Origin of the sequence: Kocuria rhizosphaerae, assembly GCF_044462265.1 — a bacterium.
In the GTDB taxonomy this organism is placed as follows: Bacteria; Actinomycetota; Actinomycetes; order Actinomycetales; family Micrococcaceae; genus Kocuria; species Kocuria rhizosphaerae.
The window spans coordinates 1-4,563 of sequence record NZ_JBISWL010000072.1; the positions used below are offsets into that span (position 1 = coordinate 1).

The 4,563-nt window shown below is 68.9% G+C and carries 3 protein-coding genes and 1 other annotated feature; of the genes, 2 read left to right on the forward strand and 1 reads right to left on the reverse strand.

The features are described 5' to 3' along the window. Positions 1 to 32: 32 nt before the first annotated feature. Positions 33 to 1,285, reverse strand: a protein-coding gene (locus tag ACH9EU_RS08420; RefSeq protein ID WP_396413490.1) for an IS3 family transposase whose coding sequence is annotated in 2 segments (ribosomal slippage) — positions 33 to 991 and positions 991 to 1,285 — 1,254 coding nt in all. Because the reading frame shifts where the segments join, the coding sequence is not laid out codon by codon here. Further along, positions 873 to 1,004: a sequence feature (AL1L pseudoknot), on the reverse strand. It overlaps the preceding gene by 132 nt. Before the next feature lie 20 nt (positions 1,286 to 1,305). Between ACH9EU_RS08420 and ACH9EU_RS08425 the strand changes: the two genes are divergently transcribed. Both ACH9EU_RS08425 and ACH9EU_RS08430 read left to right on the forward strand, forming a co-directional pair. Then, positions 1,306 to 2,658, forward strand: coding sequence for an FAD-dependent oxidoreductase (locus ACH9EU_RS08425; protein ID WP_396413492.1), 1,353 nt, complete (start codon positions 1,306 to 1,308; stop codon positions 2,656 to 2,658). Positions 2,659 to 2,811: 153 nt separating this feature from the next. Then, the gene (locus ACH9EU_RS08430) at positions 2,812 to 4,248 is read left to right on the forward strand and encodes an aldehyde dehydrogenase family protein (protein ID WP_396413491.1); all 1,437 of its coding nucleotides are present in this window, start codon (positions 2,812 to 2,814) and stop codon (positions 4,246 to 4,248) included. The last annotated feature ends 315 nt before the right edge of the window (positions 4,249 to 4,563 follow it).

The window sequence follows — 4,563 nt, forward strand, 5'->3', positions numbered from 1 at the left end:
CTGAACTGTCCTGGGTCTGGTGGAGACTCCGGTCAGGCCGCCGCGACCGCGGTGGCCTGGTGGTGTTCACGATAGTTCGCTTCGTGCTCGAGCGGGGGCCGGTAGCCGATCGCGGAGTGCAGCCGGTGGGCGTTGTACCAGTGGACCCAGTCGGCGGTCTCGGTCTCGACCTCCGCGCGAGTGCGCCAGGAGCGGCGGTTGAGCTCGATCAGCTCGTTCTTGTAGAGCCCGATGGTGGACTCCATCAAGGCGTTGTCCAGGGCATCGCCCACGGTCCCGATGGACCCGGCGATCCCGGCTTCCAGCAACGCCTCGGTGAACGTCAGCGACGTGTATTGGGACCCGGCATCGCTATGGTGAACGAGGCCCGTGGAGGTGAAGGTGACGTCGGTGCGCCGACGCGTGAACAGCGCCTGCTGAAGGGCCGTCGACACCAGTGCCGTGTGCTTGGAGGCCGTCACCTGCCAGCCGAGGATGGCCCGGGAGTACACGTCGGTGACGAAGGCGACGTAGACGAACCCGGACCAGGTCCACACGTAGGTGAAGTCGGCCACCCACCACTGGTCCGGGCGACTCGGGGTCGCCCAGGCCCGCCCGATCAGGTCCGGGTGCCGCGGTGCTCGTTCATCGGCCACCGTCGTGACGGTGTGGTGGCGTCCGCGCACGACCCCGGTGATCCCGGTGATGCGCATCAGCCTCCCGACCTGGTCCCGGCCCAGGTGGAGCCCGGCGCGGCGGGCCGTGTGCCAGAGCTTGCGCACGCCGTAGAGGCTGCGGTTGGCCCGGTAGAGGTCGTAGACCGCCTCGGCGGCGTAGGCCTCCTCCAGCACCGCCGCCGAGACCCCGCGGGCCTTGGCCGCGTAGTAGGTCGACGGGGCGATCCGGTACCCGTGCGCGGCGAGCACGGAGCAGATCGGCGAGACCCCGAACCGACCCCGGTAGGCGTCGATGTAGTCGATCATCACTTGATGAGGCGGTCTCGCTCCGCCGCCGCGAAAAACGCCGAGGCGGTCTTGAGGATCTCGTTGGCCCGCTTGAGCTCAGCGTTCTCCTTCCGCAGGCGCTTGAGCTCCTCGTTGTCGGAGGAGGTCACCCCGACCCGGGTGCCGGCATCGACCTCGGAGCGCTCGATCCAGTTGCGCAACGTGGCCTGATTGATGCCCAGCAGCTCCCCGATCCGGCGGCGGGACTCCAGCTTCGACTCCCCGGTCTCGTCCTGACGCTCCCGGTACATCCTCACCGCCCGGTCCACCGTGGCGGCGTCGTACTTGCGTGGTGCAGACATGATCCCAGTCTCCTTGCTAGATCAACGTCTCCACCAGACCCAGGACAGTTCAGACCACCAGTGACGTCGTCGTCATCGGCGCCGGTTTCGCCGGGCTGACCGCCGCCCGGGAACTGTCCCAGCGTGGCCACACCGTGACCGTGCTCGAGGCCAAGGACCGCATCGGCGGGCGCACCTGGCTCGAGGATCGGATGGGCCGGCCCCTGGAGCTCGGTGGGACCTGGGTGCACTGGATCCAGCCCTTCGTGTGGGCCGAGATGGGCCGCTACGGCATCAAACCCGTCGCCGGCCCGGAGTTCACCACCGGCTACCGACGCGTCGACGGGCGGATCATCAAGGGCGGGGCCGAGGAGATCCTCGAGCTGATGGACGAGCCCAACACCCGCCTGCTGGCCCGCTCCCGGGAGGTCTTCCCGCTGCCCTGGGAGCCACTGCACAACCCGGTGTGCACCGAGATCGACAGCACCATCCTGGCGCAGGCCATCGACGACCTGGACCTGGAGCCCGAGGTGCGCCAGCTGGTGCGATCGTTCTGGGCGCTGAACTTCAACGGCCGCCTGGATGAGGCCGCCTACACCCAGGCGCTGCGCTGGGCTGCGATCTCCAACGGGGACTGGAAGCTGATGTTCGAAGCCTGCGCCACCTACAAGATCGACGGCGGCACGAGAACGCTCATCGAGGCCATCCGCGCCGACGCCGAGATCGACCTGCACCTGAACACCCCGGTCACCGCCGTGGACCAGGCCGACGGCACTGCGACCGTCACCACCGCCGACGGCACCCGATTCACCGCATCCGCCGTGGTCCTCACTCTGCCCCTCGGTGCCCTGGACTCCGTGAAGTTCACCCCGGTCTTGTCCGCGCCCAAGGCGAAAGCGGCCCAGCGCGGACAGGCCGGGCGCGGGGCGAAGCTGTGGATCAAGGTGGCCGGCCGGCAGGAGCGCTTCGTGGCCTTCGCGCCCGCGGAGTCGCCGCTGAACTTCGTCCAGGCCGAGTACTTCGACGCCGACACCACCACCCTGGTCGCCTTCGGCCCCGACGCCACCGTCGTGCCCATCGACGACGTGACCGCCGCCCAGGCGATGCTCGACCAGCTCGTGCCCGGCCTGGAGGTCTTGGAGGTCACCGGGCACAACTGGGTTGCCGACGAGTACGCCGGGGAGACCTGGCCCATGCACTACGCCGGTCATCTCACCGAGTGCTTCGAGGACCTGCAGCGCCCCGACGGGCGGATGTTCCTCGCCGGGGCCGACTACGCCACCGGCTGGGGCGGGTTCATCGACGGGGCCATCGAAAGTGGGCTGACCGCCGCCTGCCGCATCCAGGAACTCCTGACCCAATCTCAACCCGCGGAGGCCCAGCTCACCGCCTGAGCCTCCACCCCACAGACCGCCGGGACAGGGTCGTTTCGCCGTGGCCCTGCCCCGGCTCCAAACGTTCCCCCGGTCGCTCCACCTTCTATCTGGAACCGACCTGCACTGCACCACTCTTCGCGATCCGCTCGATCATCACCAAGGAGAACCACCATGACTGCCGAGTCCCCCACCTTGTCCACTTTCTCTAGTGCGGCTGATTTGCTGGCCGTGATCCAGCCCGCCGAGGGCGGGCGCACCTTGCTCGACCCAGCCACCGGGGAAGTCGTCGGACGGGCCCCCAAGCACACCCTCACGGACCTGGAAACGGCCATTACCGCCGCCCGCGCCGCCCAGCCCGGCTGGGCAGCCCGCGGCCACGCCGAACGCTCGGCGCTGCTGGTGGCTGCCGCCGAGGCGGTCGAGGCCAATGCGGAGGCGTTGGCCGAGTTGCTCTCCCGGGAGCAGGGCAAACCGCTCAACGGCCCCAACGCCCGCTTCGAGGTCGCCTCCTGTGCGGCCTGGCTGCGCGCCACGGCCGCCCTGGAGCTGCAGCCCGAGACCCTCGTCGACGAGGAAGGCACTAAGGCGGAGCTGCACTACCGGCCCCTGGGCGTGGTCGGTGCGATCGGGCCGTGGAACTGGCCGATGATGATCCACACCTGGCAGATCGCCCCGTCCCTGCGGATGGGCAACACCGTGGTGGTCAAGCCCTCCGGTTACACCCCGCTGTCGGTGCTGGCCCTGGTGGAGGTGCTCAACCAGGCCCTGCCCGAGCACGTGCTGCAGGTGGTCACCGGTGATCGGGAGATCGGCGAGGCCCTGGTCGCCCACCCGGGGGTGGACAAGATCATGTTCACCGGCTCCACCCCGGCCGGCAAGGCGATCATCCGCTCCTCCGCCGACAACGTGAAGCGCCTGACCATGGAGCTGGGCGGCAACGACGCCGGGATCGTGCTGCCCGACGTGGACCCGGCCGCCATCGCCGAGGACCTGTTCTGGGGGGCGTTCCTCAACACCGGCCAGACGTGTGCGGCGCTGAAGCGCCTCTACGTCCACGAAGACGTCTACGACGCCGTGTGCGAAGCCCTCACCGAGATCGCCGCGGCCATGCCGATGGGCGTGGGCCTGGAGGAGACCAACGTGCTGGGCCCGCTGCAGAACCAGGCCCAGTACGACGTCGTGGCCGACCTCGTGGAGAAGGCCAAGGCCGGCGGCGGACGGGTGCTGCTCGGCGGCAACCCCGACACCGGCAAGCCCGGGTACTTCTACCCCGCGACACTGGTGGCCGATCTGGACAACGACAACCCGCTGGTGGCCGAGGAACAGTTCGGCCCTGCCCTGCCCATCGTCAAGTACACCGACCTCGACGAGGTGATCGGCATGGCCAACGCCCTGGAAGTGGGCCTGGGCGCGTCCGTGTGGTCGGCCGACACCGAGGCCGCCCGGGCGGTTGCCGCCCGGATCCAGGCCGGCACCGTGTGGATCAACAAGCACGGCAACGTCGACCCCCGCATTCCCTTCGGCGGGGCCAAGCAGTCCGGCTACGGCCTGGAGTTCGGCGTCGAAGGACTCAAGCACCTCGGCGCCCCCCAGGTCATCAACGGCTGAGCACCCACCCCGCACCGACTGAGGCGGCGCCGGCACCCCTCACGGGGCGCCGGCGCCGGCCTCCTGCACACCTAACGAATGTGCGCATCAACCACGTCCACCCGCACGTTCTAGCTCTCCCGAGTCGAACCCCGGACGGAATGCCCACAATCCAAACGCTTCACGACCGGCTTAGACGTCATTTCGTAGGGGGCGGCCGCTAACCGGGCCATATGTAACGCGTGGGGTTAGCCTCTTTTCGTGGACACCGAGATGGCGGGATTCGTTCCTGCCAGAGAGGATGTCCGCGTGGGACAGAGGAAGAAGTACACCCCG

Coding starts and splice junctions, on each gene's coding strand:
- ACH9EU_RS08430 (WP_396413491.1), top strand. CDS start 2,812: ATGACTGCCGAGTCCCCCACCTTGTCCACTTTCTCTAGTGCGGCTGAT.